This is a genomic window from Syntrophomonas sp. DTU019, assembly GCA_913757435.1.
Classification (GTDB): Bacteria; Bacillota; Syntrophomonadia; order Syntrophomonadales; family Syntrophomonadaceae; genus DTU019.
In genome coordinates this window covers 767,295-781,255 of record CAJYDM010000001.1, presented here as the reverse complement: position 1 = coordinate 781,255, position 13,961 = coordinate 767,295, and the positions used below count along the sequence as shown (strand labels likewise).

15 protein-coding genes are annotated in these 13,961 nt (G+C 52.0%); 4 read left to right on the top strand and 11 right to left on the bottom strand.

Annotated features, from left to right (window positions below; all coding sequences use genetic code 11):
- Nucleotides 1-68 precede the first annotated feature (68 nt).
- The gene (locus tag AC15IQ_RS03970) at nt 69-1,202 is read right to left on the bottom strand and encodes an HD-GYP domain-containing protein (RefSeq protein WP_483177385.1); all 1,134 of its coding nucleotides are present in this window, start codon (nt 1,200-1,202) and stop codon (nt 69-71) included.
- Between the two features lie 155 nt (nt 1,203-1,357).
- Here AC15IQ_RS03970 and AC15IQ_RS03965 point away from each other — a divergent pair, with 155 nt between their 5' ends.
- Together AC15IQ_RS03965 and AC15IQ_RS03960 are read left to right on the top strand one after the other, a co-directional pair.
- Nucleotides 1,358-1,879 carry a peptidylprolyl isomerase gene (locus AC15IQ_RS03965; protein WP_483177384.1) on the top strand — a complete coding sequence of 174 codons (522 nt, stop codon included), beginning with the start codon at nt 1,358-1,360 and terminating at the stop codon, nt 1,877-1,879.
- Nucleotides 1,880-1,970: 91 nt separating this feature from the next.
- Entirely contained in the window at nt 1,971-2,444 is a 474-nt protein-coding gene (locus AC15IQ_RS03960) for a PaaI family thioesterase (RefSeq protein ID WP_483177383.1), read from the top strand.
- 40 nt (nt 2,445-2,484) lie between these two features.
- On the opposite strand, the gene AC15IQ_RS03955 is transcribed toward AC15IQ_RS03960, so the two are convergent.
- On the bottom strand, nt 2,485-3,264 hold the full coding sequence (locus tag AC15IQ_RS03955; protein ID WP_483177382.1) for an MBL fold metallo-hydrolase: 780 nt from the start codon (nt 3,262-3,264) through the stop codon (nt 2,485-2,487).
- 303 nt (nt 3,265-3,567) lie between these two features.
- Here AC15IQ_RS03955 and AC15IQ_RS03950 point away from each other — a divergent pair, with 303 nt between their 5' ends.
- Entirely contained in the window at nt 3,568-4,101 is a 534-nt protein-coding gene (locus AC15IQ_RS03950; protein WP_483177381.1) for a hypothetical protein, read from the top strand.
- A gap of 46 nt (nt 4,102-4,147) precedes the next feature.
- Here AC15IQ_RS03950 and AC15IQ_RS03945 read toward each other — a convergent pair whose 3' ends face one another.
- Nucleotides 4,148-4,738, bottom strand: coding sequence for an RDD family protein (locus AC15IQ_RS03945; protein ID WP_483177380.1), 591 nt, complete (start codon nt 4,736-4,738; stop codon nt 4,148-4,150).
- 188 nt (nt 4,739-4,926) lie between these two features.
- Between AC15IQ_RS03945 and AC15IQ_RS03940 the strand changes: the two genes are divergently transcribed.
- Nucleotides 4,927-5,205: a hypothetical protein gene (locus AC15IQ_RS03940; protein ID WP_483177379.1), complete on the top strand. Its 279-nt coding sequence runs from the start codon at nt 4,927-4,929 to the stop codon at nt 5,203-5,205.
- A 169-nt stretch (nt 5,206-5,374) separates the two neighbouring features.
- Here the strand turns inward: AC15IQ_RS03940 and msrA are convergent, their stop codons facing one another.
- The 8 genes from msrA to AC15IQ_RS03900 form a co-directional block, all read right to left on the bottom strand.
- Nucleotides 5,375-5,917: a peptide-methionine (S)-S-oxide reductase MsrA gene (gene msrA, locus AC15IQ_RS03935; RefSeq protein WP_483177378.1), complete on the bottom strand. Its 543-nt coding sequence runs from the start codon at nt 5,915-5,917 to the stop codon at nt 5,375-5,377.
- A 114-nt stretch (nt 5,918-6,031) separates the two neighbouring features.
- Nucleotides 6,032-7,516, bottom strand: a complete 1,485-nt coding sequence (locus AC15IQ_RS03930; RefSeq protein WP_483177377.1) for a methyl-accepting chemotaxis protein — start codon at nt 7,514-7,516, stop codon at nt 6,032-6,034.
- 117 nt (nt 7,517-7,633) lie between these two features.
- Complete coding sequence (gene rlmH, locus AC15IQ_RS03925) at nt 7,634-8,113, bottom strand: 23S rRNA (pseudouridine(1915)-N(3))-methyltransferase RlmH (protein WP_483177376.1); 480 nt, start codon at nt 8,111-8,113, stop codon at nt 7,634-7,636.
- A gap of 50 nt (nt 8,114-8,163) precedes the next feature.
- Complete coding sequence (locus tag AC15IQ_RS03920) at nt 8,164-9,234, bottom strand: S1C family serine protease (RefSeq protein WP_483177375.1); 1,071 nt, start codon at nt 9,232-9,234, stop codon at nt 8,164-8,166.
- A gap of 146 nt (nt 9,235-9,380) precedes the next feature.
- Entirely contained in the window at nt 9,381-10,628 is a 1,248-nt protein-coding gene (gene murA / locus AC15IQ_RS03915) for a UDP-N-acetylglucosamine 1-carboxyvinyltransferase (protein ID WP_483177751.1), read from the bottom strand.
- Nucleotides 10,629-10,636: 8 nt separating this feature from the next.
- Nucleotides 10,637-11,488, bottom strand: coding sequence for a peptidase MA family metallohydrolase (locus AC15IQ_RS03910; protein ID WP_483177374.1), 852 nt, complete (start codon nt 11,486-11,488; stop codon nt 10,637-10,639).
- 70 nt (nt 11,489-11,558) lie between these two features.
- Entirely contained in the window at nt 11,559-12,467 is a 909-nt protein-coding gene (gene trxB, locus AC15IQ_RS03905) for a thioredoxin-disulfide reductase (RefSeq protein WP_483177373.1), read from the bottom strand.
- A gap of 70 nt (nt 12,468-12,537) precedes the next feature.
- Entirely contained in the window at nt 12,538-13,809 is a 1,272-nt protein-coding gene (locus AC15IQ_RS03900; RefSeq protein ID WP_483177372.1) for a peptidoglycan DD-metalloendopeptidase family protein, read from the bottom strand.
- Nucleotides 13,810-13,961: the final 152 nt, after the last annotated feature.

The following is a 13,961-nucleotide window of genomic DNA, read 5'->3' as shown; positions in this document are numbered from 1 at the left end:
TATCGATTACAGCAGGGACCGACTTTAAGTTTAGGTGGGGACTGGTGCCGACTAACTCACGGCCATTACTACTCTGGATCCATGGCCGTCTCTTCAAGCTCCGGGGCAACCTCTTCGAAGGCCACCACCACCAGCGGGTCGAATTGTGTGCCGATGGACTTTTTGATTACCCCCAGAGCGGCTTGATGCTCACACCGTTCTGTTTCGCCTTCCAGACTGGTGAGGGCGTCATACACATCAGCCACAGCTATGATCCGAGCTGCCAGAGGTATTTCAGTATATTTTAAGCCCAAGGGGTAACCGCTGCCATCATAGCGCTCATGATGATGACACACCGCTGATCGCACCTCCGTCAGGGATTCGGTAATGGTCTGTGCCCCGCAGGAAGCGTGGTCCAGCTCCGGCGATTCCGGGTCAGGGGCTGCCCATCGCCCTAGATCATGTAGCCAGGCCGCTCCGACCAGTTGGTGCAATTCCTCCCCGCTCATTCCCAGGCGCTGCCCGATAAGTCGGCTCATCCTAGCTACCCTTCGGGCGTGTCCGCAAAAAACCGGATCATGGCTTTCCATAGCTGTTACCGCAGCACCGAGCAGTTCCTCCCATAACTCCTGCTCCTGCTTCTGCCGGTCTATTCGGCTCTGCACCACCTGTAAATGATTATGCAAAGTTGCCAAAACCAATTGCAGGTTGCGTCGGCTGATGTGCGCAGGCAGGTTGGCTAAAATCAATGCCTGATATCTTCCGCCCACCGGCAGAACCGCCAGGTTCTCCACTCCTGCGGGCAGAGCGGTTTCTCCCTGGGAGCGGCTAAGCATAATGGCTTGGCCTCGGGCCAGGCTCTGACTGGTTACTTCCTGGGCCACTTCCCACCCCCACGGCATAGCCTCATCTTCTTCCCGAGGCGGATACCTGTAGAGTGGTGTCTGGGGGAACAGTCGGCCCAAGGTGCTTTCAACCACCTGCACCGCCTGATTGGCACTGCTCTGAGCATGGAATTCAGCCAGAGCGCTGATGATTCTGCCCTGCATATTGAGGGTATCCAGGTTTTTTACATAGGCCGCCGTCAACACTGTTAACACCAGTCCCAATAGTAAAAACAGCGCCGCTTGAAGAAACTGCGGAAACGGTACCGTCAGGGCTATGGCGCTTAGCAAAGCGGTTCCGGCCAGGCCTGCCAGGATGTAGGATTTGGACATATTCATCTATCTCACTCTTCTCTATAGTAATGCTGCCAATTCCTATTATAATCCACAATTCTATGCGGATATAGCCCGGGCCACATCTCGACTGCCGGGAAAAATGGAATTCATCTGCACATCTGGTATAATAGCCCTAGCAAACATGAAAGGAAGATGTTATGAAGACCAACCCGGTTGTCACAATTGAAATGGATAGCGGCTCCGTAATCAAAGCCGAACTGTATCCTGAAGTTGCCCCCAATACTGTCAACAACTTCATCTCTCTGATTCAAAGCGGCTTCTACGATGGGCTCACTTTTCACCGGGTCATACCCGGTTTCATGATTCAAGGCGGATGTCCCCAAGGGACCGGCATGGGCGGTCCGGGTTACGTGATTCGCGGTGAATTCTCTGCCAATCGTTTTAAAAACGACCTCCAACACGACCGCGGGGTGTTGTCGATGGCCCGCAGTCAGCGCCCCGATAGCGCGGGTTCACAGTTTTTCATCATGGTGGAAAAGGCTCCTCACCTGGACGGACAGTACGCAGCCTTTGGCAAGGTGATCGAGGGCATGGAGGCGGTGGATCAAATCGTATCCCAAAAGCGGGACCGCATGGATAAACCCCTCAATGAGCAGCGCATCAAAACAGTCACTGTAAACACTTTTGGGGTGGAATACCCCCCGGTTGAAAAGATGTGATAACTGCCGAAAAGGGGCTATCGGGACTTACCTGACCGGCCCCTTTACCATATTTCCCCATCTTTTCAGCTGGTTTACGAGGAGGATAGCGATGAGTAAACAACCCGTTTCCCGGACCTGTTTTGTATGCGGCCGGGAGAATGACATCGGTTTGAAAATGACCTGGGTCAATTGTCCTGATGAAGGAAAAATCCGGGCTACAGTGGAGATCCCCGACCATTTCAACGGCTACCCCGGTTTTGTTCACGGGGGCATCGTGGCTGCCATATTGGATGAAACCTCGGGTAGGGCGGTGATGTTGGAAGGTGACAATGAACGCCTCTTTGTCACTGCCAGCCTAGAAGTGAAATACCGGCATCCGGTGCCGACCAGTACTCCGCTAATGGTGAGCGGCTGGGTAGTCAAGGGAGGCAATAATCGCTCCCGGGTGGCGGCGGAAATCTGCCTGGAGAACGGGAAATGCCTGGCCTCCTGTAAAGCCACGGTATTAAGGCCTCCGCAACAGTATTACGAATTATGGAATTGGCAGCAGGAGGCCTGCTACTGGAAGGTCCCCGAGGATTGAGATGGGACCGGCACTACCACCACAGCCGGTGATGCAATAATCACAACTGACATCCTACCGCCTGCCCGGGATGGGTCTGGCATAGAATGATATCCTGCCCCACTTTATAGCCCTGTTGGCCAAGATAGTTGGCAATAGTGGCCTGAGCTAGTTCAGGGCGGTTGTTGTGCTGGCTGAGATGAGCCAGAAAGACGCGTAAACCTGGTTTTAGTTTGAGTTGGGCCAAAAGCCGGGCACTGTGGTCATTGGATAGATGGCCCCGGCCACCGCTGATGCGTTCTTTAAGAAAGCGCGGATATGGCCCGGTGGCCAGCAGATGCCGGTCATGATTGGCTTCCAACACCGCCAGGTCGGATTCCGAGAGCGCGTTGACAACTGTTCTAGTTACTTTGCCCACATCGGTGGCGAAGGCCAGTTTGCGCTGGCGGTAATGGAAAGTGAAGCCCACTGGATCTGCGGCATCATGCGAGATGCTGAAACATTCTATATCCACCCGGCCTATAGTCAAATCATCATCCAACACCCGACAGCAGTTATGGGGAATTTTATCCCTGAAGGACAGCTGCTCCCAGGTCCTGGGCCGACCATATACCGGTATCTGGCAGCGGCGTGCCAGCACTTCCACCCCTTTGATGTGATCGCTGTGTTCATGGGTGAGCAGAATGGCATCAATGGCCTTGACATCACTCCCTACCGCTTTCAGCCCGTTGGCGATGCGCCGGGCGCTGATGCCGGCATCCACCAGAATAGAGGTGGCACCGAATTGAAACAATGCCGCATTGCCAGTACTGCCGCTGGCCAGTATATGTACCCTGATCATCTGCTCAACCCCACTTCAGACTCGATTCCCGCTATCCCGACAGCACCTGCAGTCGACAACAACCTTATGGTAACATAATCACTCCACTTTGCCCATCCTGCCATGGGTTCACTTTGTTAATCGCTGGAGGTGGTTATACCATTGAAAAAAGTTGGCGTGCCGGAAAAGATTGCCTTCGTTATGATAAACTGTAAAAAAATCGCCGTGGTCAGAAATGCCGGCCCTGGATCTGACTAAGCGTCGTGGCAGGAAGGAGGGAGTCCGAAGTATTTCGGGGCTAAAATTGCGCAGAGGAGAGTAATAATGATAAAAAAGCGGCTGCACTCGGGTTGGATATGTTTATTGATTATGGTTTTAGCCCTCTCAGTCCTGGCATCGGGCTGCGGCAAGGCCAGCGAAATGGCCGCTGAGAAAGCGGCTGAGAAGGCCATCGAATCAGCCTCCGGCGGAGAGGTCAAAGTCGATTTGAGCAATGATGGAGTCAAGGTGGATTCGAAGGATGGCAGTTCTTCGTTTCAAAGCGGCGGGGATATAACCTGGCCAAAGAGTATGCCGACTGATGTGCCTCAGCTTAAAGATGCCAAGATCGTCAATGTTAGCGAATCCAGCACAGCAGATGGAAAGTCCGTAGTGGTCTGGTATGAAGGCCTAAAAAACAGTGACCAAGTCGACCAATATAAAAGCAGCCTGGAATCTAATGGCTGGACCATAGCCGCTACCACCAGCACCCCTGATGGCACATACTTCATGGCTGAAAAAACCGGATGGGAACTGGCCGCCACCTTTAACGTCAAGGAGGGCAACGGGATGATCGGGGTTACCGAGCACAAGGAATAATTACCATCCAAATCGGCTTTGACCCGCTGCGTTCAAAGCCGATTTTTTATATTAATCTGACGACTATGGTCTTGGCCGCTAAATCCCCACAGCGCTGCTGCAGTGGTGTTCTCCATATCACTACCGCCCCCACCAGGCCGAACAACTGCAAATCCACGATGCGCAGCAGATTGCGCAGCAAGGCTCCACCGGGCCCCAGCTTGGAGCCGTCCTGGCGCACCACTTTAATTTGGGCCATCAGTTTACCGGGGGTGAAGCCAAACAGGGTTTCAAAAATCGTGTAATACAGGATCATAACCGCAACGGCAGTCAACCAGGCCTGGCTCTGGCCCACCCAGAATGCCCCCGAAATCAGGCTTTCCCAGGTGATACTGAGATTGGCCGCCTGTGGGAACCAGAAGCCAATGATCGCCAGTATCACCACCGTGTCCAGGACTGCGGCCACAGCACGATGCACCGCCCCTACCAGGATCAATCCCTGTTCGGTCTGCTTCAAATCGTCCTGGTGCATCGGCTGGTCTAACATGTGATCATTCAACATCTGCATCAGCCGCGAGTTACAAAAGCGGCAATAGAAATTGCCTTCGACCCATACCGCTCCGCAGACGCCACAGTATTCAGGTTGCGGAAACTGCAAAGATTCATAACATTCAGGGCATTCAGAGCACCCTGGGGGGATCTTCTCCCTACAGTATGGACAGCGCATCCTTCTACCCCTCCCTCTCTTTATTCAGCTATATGCCGCTATATTTATAATTATTTTAATAAAACTCACCTATTTGGGAGATATTGTTAGCAAGGACATTATGTGCAAGGAGGCTTTCAATGCTTAATCAGCTTGATCGCAGCAACAAATATCAGGCTCAGGCAGAACAATCTATACGGGAAGCTCTAGAGTTAGCCCAGTCCGCCCATCAAAGTGTGATTCAGGCTCAGATCGGACTGACCATGCAGGAAATCGAGCATGCTCAGAGCCAGGTCCATAGTGCGCTGCACCACATCTACCAAGCCCAGCAGTTGGTGAGCCCGGAAAACCCGCAGTTGAGCGCGCAACTGCAAGCCGCCCAAGAAATGTTGATAAAGGAATACCAGCTATTCCTGTAAATCACCAGATCCATCGGACCTGGCGTAAACGTGCCCGGCAGAGTGCAGGTCTTACCATTTATAATACCACAGTTGTGGTACGACTCCATTTGTTTCGTATTTATTGCGGATGTGCTCACGCTCGTCTCAGCAAGAGCGTTTGTATCTGCGCCTTACCTCACCTATGGCATTACTCAGAACCCTCCCAGTAGCGGCGGATGAAGGCATCCCGGCCCGATGCCAGGCGATAGCTTTTGTAGTGCTGAGGATTCTTTTCATGATACAACTGATGATAATCTTCAGCCGGGTAAAATTTCATCGCGGGTAAGACTTTAGTCACCACTGCCGATTGGAAGCGGCCGCTGGCAGCCAGATGCTCAACCGAATCCAGAGCCTCCTTCTTCTGGGCCTCATCGTGGTAAAAAATAGCCGTGCGGTAGGATTCACCCCGGTCATAGAACTGCCCTCCGGCATCAGTGGGGTCGACTTGCTGCCAGAATACCTGCAACAGTCTTTGGTAGCTGATCTGTTGCGGATCGAAGTAAACTTGTACCGCTTCATAATGACCAGTTCCTCCGCTGCATACCGCCTCATAACTGGGGTCTTGCAGATGTCCTCCAGTATACCCGGCGACTACTTTGGTTACACCCGGCAGGTTTTGAAACGGTGGCACCATACACCAGAAACATCCTCCGGCAAAGGTAGCCACACCTTTGACATTTTCTGCTGGCAAAACTACACCTCCTTTCAAGTTATCATACCCCAAGCCCACAGATGATTAATCCCCTTATACATAAAAAGAGAGGCCTGACTAAGGCCCTCTTTCAGCGCATTGATTGCAGCAATTCTACAACGTCTTGGCTACTCCGGTGAGCTTCTCCGCCATCTGTGCCATTTCCATCACCGAAGCGGTGATCTCCTCAGTTGCAGCTGCCTGTTCCTGGCTCTGCTGCACAGTCCCCTCTGAAGCCGCAACCGCTTCTTTGACGGTGCTATCTATTTCTTTGATCAACTTGCCAATTTCATCGGCAGTCTGTTTGGACTGATCGGAGAGTTTGCGGATTTCCTCAGCTACCACTCCGAAGCCGCGCCCGTGTTCTCCCGCCCGGGCTGCCTCTATGGCGGCATTTAAACCCAACATTTTGGTCTGGTCGGCGACGCTCTTAATGAATCCCAATATCTCGCTAATGCTGGCGGCGTTTTCCTGAACCTCTCTTATATGCAAGGCCAGCTTGCCTTCAGTATGAGTGATCTCCCCGGCTGATTCGGCTATGCCCTGCATGGCTTCCGCGATCTCCCCGGTAGTCAGGCTGAGCTTGGACGCCATTTCCTGCAGATCGCGGGCCAGATTGCGGGGGGTAGTGATGCCAAAGGTGCCGATCAATTCGCCGCTGTCCTCATCAAACAAAGGTATGCCTATCATGCGCATATTGCCGTACTTCTTGGTGGATAAATCGATCTGTGTCTTGCGCCGGGCCCTTATAGTTGCACTGCCGGTATCGCCATCTCGCAACGGGGTTCCCACCACGAATTCACGCAGGTCGAATTTTTCCGAACCCATGCGGTGGGTAACCTTCTCCATATCGGTCACCCCTACCCAGGCCCCCTCAGGTTGGGATTCGATTATGATGGGGGCAAAAATATCAAATGCTTTGGCTACCGGATGCATTTTGGGAGCGAATACCCCGCAAGCCCCGATAACTCTCTTATGTTCATCGTCAGCTTCAAAGATGGGCATCACCCAGACGTAAAGGCGCAAACCGAAAACCTTTTCATCAACCGCTTCGGAAATCGGCCGGCCTTGGTTCATGCAGCGTTGAATCGGTCCCCCCGGTATCAACCTCTCTCCGACTTGAATGCCGGCCACATTGATGTTATGGTTTTCCACAAAATCGAAACGCTCTAAATCAGCGGTAAAATAGATGACCCCATCGCGGCCATAGGTCTGCACCAGAAATGGTGCCGTGGTGCGGAAGGCTTCTTTCTTGCTGCGTGCGTGAGTCAATACCTTCTCCTGTTCCTCGACAAGGCTCATCATCAGGTTTGCGGCGGCGGAATCCATCAAGGTAGCTTGGGGCGGTTTAACAGCCATAACCTGTTCCCTTACCTTACCATTGCCGGTAGCTTCAATAATGATGTCTAAACCCGGCAGGCGCAACATCTCCCCGATATCACTGAAAGTTGCCACTCCCAGTTGCTTAGCCAGATTAATACCTGGGGCTGCAGGATTAACATCACATATGCCCAGAACTCGCAAAGTGTTGATACTGTGAATAGCCCTGAGAACTGTACTTCCTCCCATACCTCCGCCAACAATCACTATATTGGTCATTGTAGTCCTCCTCCCGCTTTCTCCTGGCCTTTGCAAGCCAACTCGCATTACTGTTCCCGGTGCAGCATGTACAATGAATCTGATCTACCGCGGTTGACAGTATTCAACCGACTGCCATCAATGGTGATAAGGCTCCCCGCGAATTATTTTAAAAGCCCGGTAGATCTGTTCCATCAGTATCATCACCGCCATCTGGTGTGGAAAGGTCAGCCTGGAGAGCGAAATCATTTCATGAGCGGCCTTTTTAACCTCGGTGTCCAGCCCATAAGCCCCGCCCACCACGATATTAATACGCGACCAGCCATCCAACATCCAATTGTGCACCCATTGGGAAAAATCCAGTGAACTTCCGGCCTGTCCCTCCACATCGCACAATACCATGTTCTCTCCTGCGGGAATAATGTTCAGGATACGCTGTCCTTCCCGGTATTTCACTTGCAATATATCCTGCTTAGAAGGTCTGCTGGGGGCTTTTTCCTCTAGTCCGCTCACCAATTCAATCGGGCTGTAGGGGGTAAGGCGTTTGACATACTCTTGAATTCCAGCCTGATAGAATGGCTCCCGGATTTTTCCTACCGATATGACCCGTATCTTCATCTTGTTCGATCCCTCATGGCTCTATATAGTTTCATCGGGTTACAAGCCTGCTAACCATCCTGCAGCACCGCCGTTACGCTCACCATCTCTGCCTGGGACAGATTGCTGCCCAGCAACCTCAGCAGCTTTATTTCTATGCTCTGCCCAACCTTGCGGGTTAAGATCTTCTCCTGCAGTTCCAGGCTGGTGGTTACGTCCTCATTATCGATGCTAATAACTATATCGTAGGATTTAATCCCGGCTTTAGCAGCCGCGCCGTCAGGGATTGGTTCGACTACTACCCCGTGGTCACGGGGCAGATTGAAATGGCGCGCTTGCTGGCCATTTACCTCCCCCAATATTTTTATCCCCAGAGTTGGACGGATCACCCGGCCATGGCTCTTGAGCTGACTGACTACATGTTGCACCTGGTTGGAGGGAATGGCGAAGCCCATTCCTTCAAAACCGGCTTCGGCTATTTTAACAGTGTTGATGCCGACCAGTCTACCATCCAGACTCACCAATGCGCCGCCGCTATTGCCGGGATTTATTGCCGCATCGGTCTGTATCAGGCGGAAGGCGTTGCCTTCCTGGGTAGCCAGGAGGCGGTTTAATCCGCTGATGATCCCCGCTGTAACTGAACGGGCAAAACGCATCCCCAGAGGGTTGCCGATGGCGACTACTTCCTGCCCCACTACCAATTTTTCCGAATCCCCGAAGCTGATCGGTGAGACTTTACGGTCAACCTGGATCTTTATCAAGGCCAGGTCGGTTAGAGCATCGTTGCCTATTAGCCGGGCCTCCTCTTCCACCCCGTCGGCCAGGGTGACGGTTATGCGGGCGGCGTCTTTGATCACATGGTAGTTGGTTACGATATGGCCTTCGGCATCTAATATCACACCGGAACCAGTGCCCTTCACCTGCATTTGATCGTAGGTATCGCCCTGTTGTTGAAAATTATTGACTCCTACAATGGAGGGACTTACCGCTGCCGCTACCTCGCTAATACTGCGCTCCGTTTGCTGCGGTACCACCGTCGGCTGCCCTGGTCCCAACCCGTTATATAGCAAAGCAAATAAAAGCAGTCCAGTGCAAAAACAACCGCTGAATACCAACCAGATTTTTACGCCTACCTCTTTCACTCTCACCACATCCGTTCTTTCGCTATTTCCACTTAGCTTGTGAGGCTTGAGGATAGATTATTCTGCACGGTAAGCCCATAGAAAAAGAGGCCTCATAGGCCTCTTGTACAGCACACTTATCACAATTTTGGGGAAGAACCGAAGATTTATAGCACCGATTGCACCTCAGCCCCCAGAACGGCTAATTTTTCTGGCATCTTTTCATAACCCCTGAAGATATGGCAGGCATCATCGATGATAGTCTCACCCCGGGCCGCCAAGGCGGCCAAAACCAGGGCTGCACCAGCCCGCAGGTCGGTAGCCTTGACCCGCGCTCCACAAAGCAAAGGCTGCCCCTCAACTATAGCGGTATGCCCTTCAACCTTGATGTTGGCCCCCATCCGTTTTAATTCATCCACGATTTGAAAACGATTTTCGAAAACATTCTCCACAATCATACTGGAGCCCCGGCTGAGACACAATAAAGCCATCATCTGGGACTGCATATCAGTAGGGAAGCCTGGATAGGGCAGAGTTTTGATGTCGATCGGGAGAATAGTCTCCCCGGCCCTTACCAATATACCCTCATCACATTCCTGTACATAAGCCCCGGCCTCCTGCAGCTTGGCTATAACCGGATGCAAGTGGGTGGGGATAACGTTTTGTACTTTCACTTCCCCTCCCGAAATGGCCGCAGCCACCATATAAGTCCCGGCCTCGATGCGGTCGGGTATGATCGCATAGCGGCAGGGCTTCAGCTGAGAAACCCCCTCCACTTTGATGACATCGGTTCCCGCTCCTCTGATACGGGCTCCCATTGAATTAAGGAAATTGGCCAGGTCGACTATCTCGGGTTCTTTGGCCACATTCTCGATCACGCTCAAACCCGGGGTGCGGCTGGCCATCATGATAATGTTCTCCGTAGCTCCTACGCTGGGAAAGTCCAGGTATACCCGTGATCCTCCCGGTTTATGGGTTTGAGCATAAATAAATCCATGCTCAATCTGAGTGACCGCACCCAGGGCCTGTACACCTTTAAGGTGCAGGTCCATAGGACGAGAGCCGATATCACACCCACCGGGCAGAGAAATGACCGCCTCCCCCTGACGGCCTAGCAAGGCTCCCATTAACAGGTTGGAAGCGCGCAGTTTTTTAGCCAGTTCGTATGAGGTAGTGCGGCTTAAAAGTCCCCCGGGAACCAGTATAGATAAGCTGTTGTCATGATTCCATCTGGTGCCGACTCCGATTTCATTAAGAATCTGTGTCATCACCTCTACGTCACGGATGCGGGGCAAATTGTCCAGAATGGTCTCACCTTCAGCCAGAATGCTGGCTGCCATCAAGACCAGGCCGGCATTTTTTGCTCCGCTGATGCGCACCGTGCCGAAAAGCGGATTGCCGCCATTTATGATCATCCTGTTGTTCAAACTTTACACCCTCTAATCCATTCTTGTTCCAGAGCTGCGAATAATTCATCTTCAAATCGATCATAGCTGATGCTCAAAGTCTTTTCTACCGCTCCGTCCACCTGATAGCCATCGCCCAGTTCGTCCAGTATTTGCCAAAGTGTGGATTCTCCGTAATGCTCAACGATATACTCAACAATCTTTAAGGACTGCCAGTAAGCTACACTCTCTTCCAGGCTGTCAAAGTCCTTATCCAATTGCCGCAATGAGTACAGGCTGTGCCCGCTGCTTCTGACCGCCGGACTGGCGAACTCAAACCCGGTCAGGTTTTTCTCCACATACTGGGCTACACCTTCGGTAAGCCAGCGCGAATAATTACCCCCGGTGATTTCATCCACCATCAGATGGGCATATTCATGATACACCGGTCCTTCTTTGGAAAATGCCTCCTGACTCGGTTCTTTAAGCCATTCTCCCGGAGACAATACCCGAATCGAACCTCCCCAGTATACACCCATCGCCTTGGCATTTTTGTTCCAGCCAAAGCTTTTGGCCAGACTGGCGCTGTCGGGATAAATGATGATAGTGGTGCGCTCCGGGGCTTTTTCCCCAAACATCTCGCTCACCGACTGGCGGGCTTCTTCCGCCACCCCGGCTACCATAGGAGCATAGTCCGCATCTATGGGGAGATATTTTATATCGAAGTGTTCGGTGCTGGTCACAGCATAATTGGCGGTGCTTAAACGAATTTCCTGTCTGACCATAAACCTTTGCAAGGCCTGGCCGTTTTTGATCAAAAGCATAACGATGATAAATATCGTAATCAGAAGCAGGGGTACTTTGACCCCATCATACTTAATGGCTGACAAAACTCCCACTCCCCCTCCGCATCCCATTATACTATGCCAGCATCGGGGAATGGCAAGTCAAATCCTGGGGTTACTCCTTTAAATACTCAGTTATTGTTACCCCTGCCAGAGCACCATCCCCAACTGCGGTAGCAACCTGCCTGACCTTTTTGGAACAGATGTCGCCGGCTGCGAAAACCCCGGGCATTGATGTCATTAAGCGATCATCGACCACAATGTAACCGTTATCGGTTGCCAGGCGGTTCCCCAGGAAGCCGATGGCCGGCACCATCCCCACGCTGACAAATATGCCCTCCACAGACAGGGCTTCAATGCCGCCATTGACTACATCCTTTAAGAGTACTCTTTTCACCCCGCCAGGATCGCCTTCAATAGAATCAACCACTTTGTTCAGTTTAAGTGTAATACGATCATTAGCCCGCATTCTTTCGACAGCAGTCTGATTGGCTCTGAAGCCCTCACGGCGATGTATCAGATATACCTGTGAAGCGATGTCCGACAGATACAGGGCTTCCTTGACTGCGGAATCTCCGCCGCCCACCACCGCTACCGGGCAGTTCTTAAAAAAGGCTCCATCACAGGTGGCACAATACGAGACCCCCCGCCCCAAATACTCCTGTTCCCCTGCGACCTCCAGGGCTTTGCGTCGGGCGCCGGTAGCCACCAGTACCGCTCTGGCCTGGAGTTCGCCAGAACTGGTCTTGACCTTGATGCCCTCTGCCACTGCTTCCAGATCCAGGGCTTCGTCATAGCGTATTTCCGCGCCGCAATTCTCCGCCTGTCTCATGAAAAGGGTCATCAGTTCACTGCCATTGATGCCTTGAGGAAATCCCGGATAGTTTTCAATCAGGTCTGTAATCCCGGCGTTACCACCCACCATAGCAGATTCTAAAACCAGGGTGGACAGTTTAGCCCGCCCGGTATATATGGCTGCAGATAAGCCGGCTGGTCCGGCTCCGAGGATTATTACATCATACATTGCATATACCTCCTTTATTACAGAAATATAAAAACCCCGGCCTAAATCGGCCAGGGTGGTATGATTATCATTATTTCAAGACACTTAACGGGTTAACGGCCGATCCATTATACAATACTTCATAATGACAATGAGGTCCAGTACTGCGGCCGGTACTGCCCAGGGTGGCGATGGTCTGGCCACGGGAGACCTTTTGTCCCACACTTACACTAAGGCTGTTGCAGTGAGCATAACGAGTGGAATAACCATTGCCGTGGTCTATGACTATGGTTCTGCCATACCCACCGTTCCAGCCTGCTTCCACCACATAGCCGCTTCCGGAAGCCTGGAGTGCGGTGCCGACTTTACCGGTTATATCGATGGCCGGGTGTCCAGACCGGTAATACTGGCTGATAGGTCCATAAACCGGCCAGTCCAGAACCCCTTTGCTGATGCCGGTGCTGCCGCGGGAAGCCACCTGCACTACCTGATTGCCTTTGACTAAAACCCGTGCCACCGGATTCTTAATGATTTCCTCGCTGGTTATGGTTCTTTCAGCTACAACGCCATTCTTTTTGATCGCCTGGTAAGTGATCTTTCTTTCACCATCCTGGCCAGGCTCTCTCACTCTGACTGTGGCCGCCGCACTTGGATCCACCACCACCTGGGTCTCAAAAGGGATGGCTTCCAGCTTGGATCCCTCTACTTTTGCCACTGCGGTCAAAAGCGGCTTGCTTTTTACTACGATCAATTCCTGGCCTAGGCTCAGGAGCTCAGAGGTAAGATGGTTGGCTTGTTTTATATCATCTACATAAGTATCATTGCGCCGCGCAATCAACCATAGATTGTCGCCTTCTTGGACCACGTATTTCTCCGGATTCAATGTGCCGGTGGCGATCAGGTCGTAGGCTTGCTCGGGGGTACAGATCTGTTCCAGCGGAACACTGTCTTCGATTATCTCCACCTGTTCTTCGAAGTCTAACTGAATAAGATTTTCGCCTTCAGCCAACTTACCGTACTCGGTTTTGAACCGCTCCACCAGCTGCTGGGCTTGGGATTGATCGACCAGGCTGGCCACCGCCTTGCCATTTATCACTATAGTGGCTGCAGCAGCCTCAAACCTGACGCACTGTGCCAGCTTAACTGATATCTGATCACTGGGCAGTACTCTGCCGCTCAGGGCGAAGACATTTTGATATTCCACTTCATTACTAAGTTTAAGGTCGGTATTGGCCTGGGCTTCTTGTTCCGCTTCTAATTGTTGCAAAGCCTCTTGTACCTCTTGGACAGAGGATGCCAGGAATTGGGTTTGTCCATCAATGTTAACGGCCACGGCGGAGGCATTTTGAGCGAGCAACCACATACAAGAAAAAATCATTAAAGCCAGTACTAAAAAACTGGCCGGTGCAAGCTGATCTCTATGTCGCAAGTATGTTATCATGACTAAATCTCCATCTCCTGTTTTTTTAGCCTTAATAATATTCTATGCCTGGTACAGATTTTCCTGCTTATTGG

Bases quoted from the DNA above. Each gene is read 5' to 3' on its own strand.
- AC15IQ_RS03940 (WP_483177379.1), top strand. From the start codon at position 4,927: ATGCTTAATCAGCTTGATCGCAGCAACAAATATCAGGCTCAGGCAGAA.
- rlmH (WP_483177376.1), bottom strand. From the start codon at position 8,113: ATGAAGATACGGGTCATATCGGTAGGAAAAATCCGGGAGCCATTCTAT.
- AC15IQ_RS03965 (WP_483177384.1), top strand. From the start codon at position 1,358: ATGAAGACCAACCCGGTTGTCACAATTGAAATGGATAGCGGCTCCGTA.
- trxB (WP_483177373.1), bottom strand. From the start codon at position 12,467: ATGTATGATGTAATAATCCTCGGAGCCGGACCAGCCGGCTTATCTGCA.
- murA (WP_483177751.1), bottom strand. From the start codon at position 10,628: ATGATCATAAATGGCGGCAATCCGCTTTTCGGCACGGTGCGCATCAGC.
- AC15IQ_RS03970 (WP_483177385.1), bottom strand. From the start codon at position 1,202: ATGAATATGTCCAAATCCTACATCCTGGCAGGCCTGGCCGGAACCGCT.
- AC15IQ_RS03960 (WP_483177383.1), top strand. From the start codon at position 1,971: ATGAGTAAACAACCCGTTTCCCGGACCTGTTTTGTATGCGGCCGGGAG.
- AC15IQ_RS03900 (WP_483177372.1), bottom strand. From the start codon at position 13,809: ATGTGGTTGCTCGCTCAAAATGCCTCCGCCGTGGCCGTTAACATTGAT.
- AC15IQ_RS03930 (WP_483177377.1), bottom strand. From the start codon at position 7,516: ATGACCAATATAGTGATTGTTGGCGGAGGTATGGGAGGAAGTACAGTT.
- AC15IQ_RS03950 (WP_483177381.1), top strand. From the start codon at position 3,568: ATGATAAAAAAGCGGCTGCACTCGGGTTGGATATGTTTATTGATTATG.
- AC15IQ_RS03955 (WP_483177382.1), bottom strand. From the start codon at position 3,264: ATGATCAGGGTACATATACTGGCCAGCGGCAGTACTGGCAATGCGGCA.